The organism is Mesorhizobium sp. M5C.F.Ca.IN.020.29.1.1, assembly GCF_003997375.1.
In the GTDB taxonomy this organism is placed as follows: Bacteria; Pseudomonadota; Alphaproteobacteria; order Rhizobiales; family Rhizobiaceae; genus Mesorhizobium; species Mesorhizobium wenxiniae.
Genome location: NZ_RZSW01000609.1, coordinates 1 through 3,396, shown reverse-complemented (window position 1 = coordinate 3,396; position 3,396 = coordinate 1). Strand labels below are relative to the sequence as shown.

3 protein-coding genes are annotated in these 3,396 nt (G+C 64.9%); 2 read left to right on the top strand and 1 reads right to left on the bottom strand.

Translation table 11 applies throughout. The annotated features are described in order from the left end of the window. Positions 1-456: FAD-dependent oxidoreductase (locus tag EOA85_RS30720; RefSeq protein ID WP_127212236.1), on the top strand; the 456-nt coding region annotated here is incomplete at its 5' end. Positions 457-534: 78 nt separating this feature from the next. On the opposite strand, the gene EOA85_RS30715 is transcribed toward EOA85_RS30720, so the two are convergent. Then, a complete protein-coding gene (locus EOA85_RS30715; RefSeq protein ID WP_127212235.1) occupies positions 535-1,416 on the bottom strand; it encodes a LysR family transcriptional regulator in 882 nt (293 codons plus the stop codon). 369 nt (positions 1,417-1,785) lie between these two features. On the opposite strand from EOA85_RS30715, the gene EOA85_RS30705 reads away from it, so the two are divergent. Continuing rightward, entirely contained in the window at positions 1,786-3,282 is a 1,497-nt protein-coding gene (locus EOA85_RS30705; RefSeq protein WP_127212234.1) for a CoA-acylating methylmalonate-semialdehyde dehydrogenase, read from the top strand. Positions 3,283-3,396: the final 114 nt, after the last annotated feature.

Below are 3,396 nucleotides of genomic sequence, written 5' to 3'. Positions count from 1 at the left end.
GTCCCGGTCTATCCGGTCAAGGGCTATTCGATCACTGTGCCGGTCAAGGATGCTGCCGCAGCACCGGTGTCGACGGTGATGGACGAGACTTACAAGGTGGCGATCACCAGGCTCGGCGACCGCATCCGGGTCGGTGGCACGGCGGAGATTTCCGGCTTCGACCTGACGCTGCATGAATCGCGGCGGCGCACGCTCGAACATTCGCTTGGCGACCTTTTTCCGGGCAGCGGCGATATGAAGTCGGCGACCTTCTGGTGCGGGTTGCGGCCGATGACGCCGGACGGGCCGCCGCTGATCGGCCGCACCGAGTTCTCCAACCTCTATCTCAACATCGGCCATGGCACGCTCGGCTGGACCATGGCCTGCGGCTCGGCCAAGGTCCTGGCCGACATCATTTCGAGCCGGGTGCCGGATATCAATGTCCGCGACCTCGGACCGGAGCGATACCAGCGGTAGGATCGGAAGTGTCCTTCACGCATTTTGAGCGCGGTGAGGAACAAGTTCATCACACTTCGCTGCGTCAGATGAATATCATCAGACGAACAGGCTTCGCTCCCGTTCCACCGACTTGGTGATGAAGCTCGCCACGATCTGGACGCGGCGCAGCGGCCGGACCGATTCGTGATAGACCAACCAGTAGGCGCGGCGGATGGGCGCGACAATGTCGACAGCCACCAGTTCCGGCATCGAACGGGCGACGAAGGTGTGCAGAATGCCGATGCCGGCGCCGGAGCGCACCGCTTCGGCCTGGCCGAGCGCCGAGGAGATGGCGAAGCTCGTGCGCCAGTCGGCGCTGAACTCGGCCGCATAGTCGAGCGACGGGCTGACGATGAGGTCCGGCACATAGCCGATCAGCGTGTGCCGGCCGAGCTCGGCGGGCGTCTGGGGCAGGCCATGCGTTTCGGTATAGGCGCGGGACGCGAACAGGCCGAGCGTGTAGTCGACCAGCTTCCCCGCCACCAGCCTGCCTTCGGTCGGCCGCTCCACGGTGATGGCGATGTCGGCTTCGCGCCTGGACAGCGAGAAGGAACGCGGCACCGGCACCAGCTGGATGGTGAGTTCGCGGTGAAGCGCCGTCAGTGCGCCGAGGCGTTTGGCCAGGAAGGCGACGCCGAAACCATCAGGCGCGCCGATGCGCACCGTGCCCGAAACATCGTCGCCTTCGCCCGCCACGGTCGAGCGCGCGGCGATCATGTCGCCTTCCATGCGCTCGGCGATGTCGAGAAAGCGCTCGCCCGCCGGCGTCAGCTCGCTGCCGGTGGTCAGCCGACGAAAAAGTTTTGTGCGTAGCGCATCCTCGAGTGCGGCGACGCGGCGCGAGACGGTGGCGTGGTTGAGCTCCAGCCGCTTGGCCGCGCCAAGGATCTGGCCGGCACGCGCCACGGCGAGGAAGATGCGGACGTCATCCCAGTTCATGAGGATGTTCCGGATGACGATGATTACGGCAGCGCTCCAAGGCGCCCCCCTCTGTCCTGCCGGACATCTCCCCCACTTGGGGGGAGGTCGGCCGGCCGCTCCCACGGCGACTTCCTTGCAACGTTGCGGGTTGGCGAAAGCCGGGATGACAGCCAATCTCCCCACTCGTGGGGGAGATGTCCGGTAGGACAGAGGGGGGCGCGAAGGAACTCAACCTGTCATTCCTTGAGGTGGCTTATCATTTGCGGGATTTGATGCTCCTCAGTCAACCGTTATCTATTTACCGCACAACGGTTGCGTTTTCGCTCGCGTTGCCATCGGCCGCGCAAAGGCGGACAATGGCGCATCACGAATACAGGGAGAGAAACCATGATCGAATACGGTCATTTTATCGGTGGCAAGCGTGTTGCTGGGACCAGCGGCCGCAAGCAGGACGTCATGCAGCCGATGGACGGCACGGTGCGCGGCACGGTGGCGCTGGCTTCGCAGGCTGAACTGCGCGCGGCTGTGGAAAACGCCAAGGCGGCGCAGCCCGGCTGGGCGGCGACCAATCCGCAGCGGCGCGTGCGCGTCTTGATGAAGTTTCTCGAACTGGTCACCGGGGAGTATGATGCGCTGGCCGACATTCTGGCGCGCGAACACGGCAAGACCATCGCCGACGCCAAGGGCGACATCCAGCGCGGCCTGGAAGTGGTCGAGGTCTGCATCGGCGCGCCGCATATGATGAAGGGCGAGTTCACGGACGGCGCCGGCCCCGGCATCGACGTCTATTCGATGCGCCAGCCGCTCGGCGTCGTTGCCGGCATCACGCCGTTCAATTTTCCGGCGATGATCCCATTGTGGAAGATCGCGCCGGCTATCGCTTGCGGCAACGCCTTCATCCTGAAGCCTTCGGAGCGCGACCCCGGCGTGCCGATGCGCATCGCCGAGCTGTTCATCGAGGCCGGCCTGCCGGCGGGCATCCTCAACGTCGTCAACGGCGACAAGGACGTGGTCGACGCCATCCTCGACGATCCCGACATCAAGGCCATCGGCTTTGTCGGCTCGACGCCGATCGCCCAGTACATCTATTCGCGCGGCTGCGCGGCCGGCAAGCGCGTGCAGTGCTTCGGCGGTGCTAAGAACCACATGATCATCATGCCTGACGCCGACATGGACCAGACCGTCGACGCGCTGATCGGTGCCGGCTACGGCTCGGCCGGCGAGCGCTGCATGGCGATCTCGGTGGCTGTCCCGGTCGGCAACGATACCGCCAACCGGCTGATGGAAAAGCTGGTGCCGCGCGTCGAAAGCCTGAAGGTCGGCCCGTCGACGGATTCGTCCGCCGATTTCGGCCCGCTGGTGACGGCGCAGGCGCTGGAGCGGGTCAAGGGCTATGTCGATACCGGCGTCAGGGAAGGCGCCAAGTTGGTCGTCGACGGCCGCGGCTTTTCCATGCAGGGCTACGAGAACGGCTACTATATGGGCGGCAGCCTGTTCGACAACGTGACCGCCGACATGCGCATCTACAAGGAAGAGATCTTTGGGCCGGTGCTCTCCGTAGTGCGCGCGCCGACTTACGAGAACGCGATCAAGCTCGCCAACGACCACGAAATGGGCAACGGCGTCGCCATCTTCACCCGCGACGGCGATGCCGCCCGCGACTTCGCCTCGCGAGTCCAGGTCGGCATGGTCGGTATCAACGTGCCGATCCCGGTGCCGATCGCCTATTATACGTTCGGCGGCTGGAAAGCGTCTTCCTTCGGCGACCTCAACCAGCACGGACCGGACGCGTTCCGCTTCTACACCAAGACTAAGACGGTGACCTCGCGCTGGCCGTCCGGCGTCAAGGACGGCGCCGAATTCGTCATCCCGACCATGAACTAGCCGGACGGTTGCTTGTTTGCGCGTCCTCGCCTTCGGTTGCGGGCGCGCGGGCAGGCGTCAAGGACGGGGCCGAATTCGTCATCCCGACAATGAACTAGCCGGACGGTTCCGGGC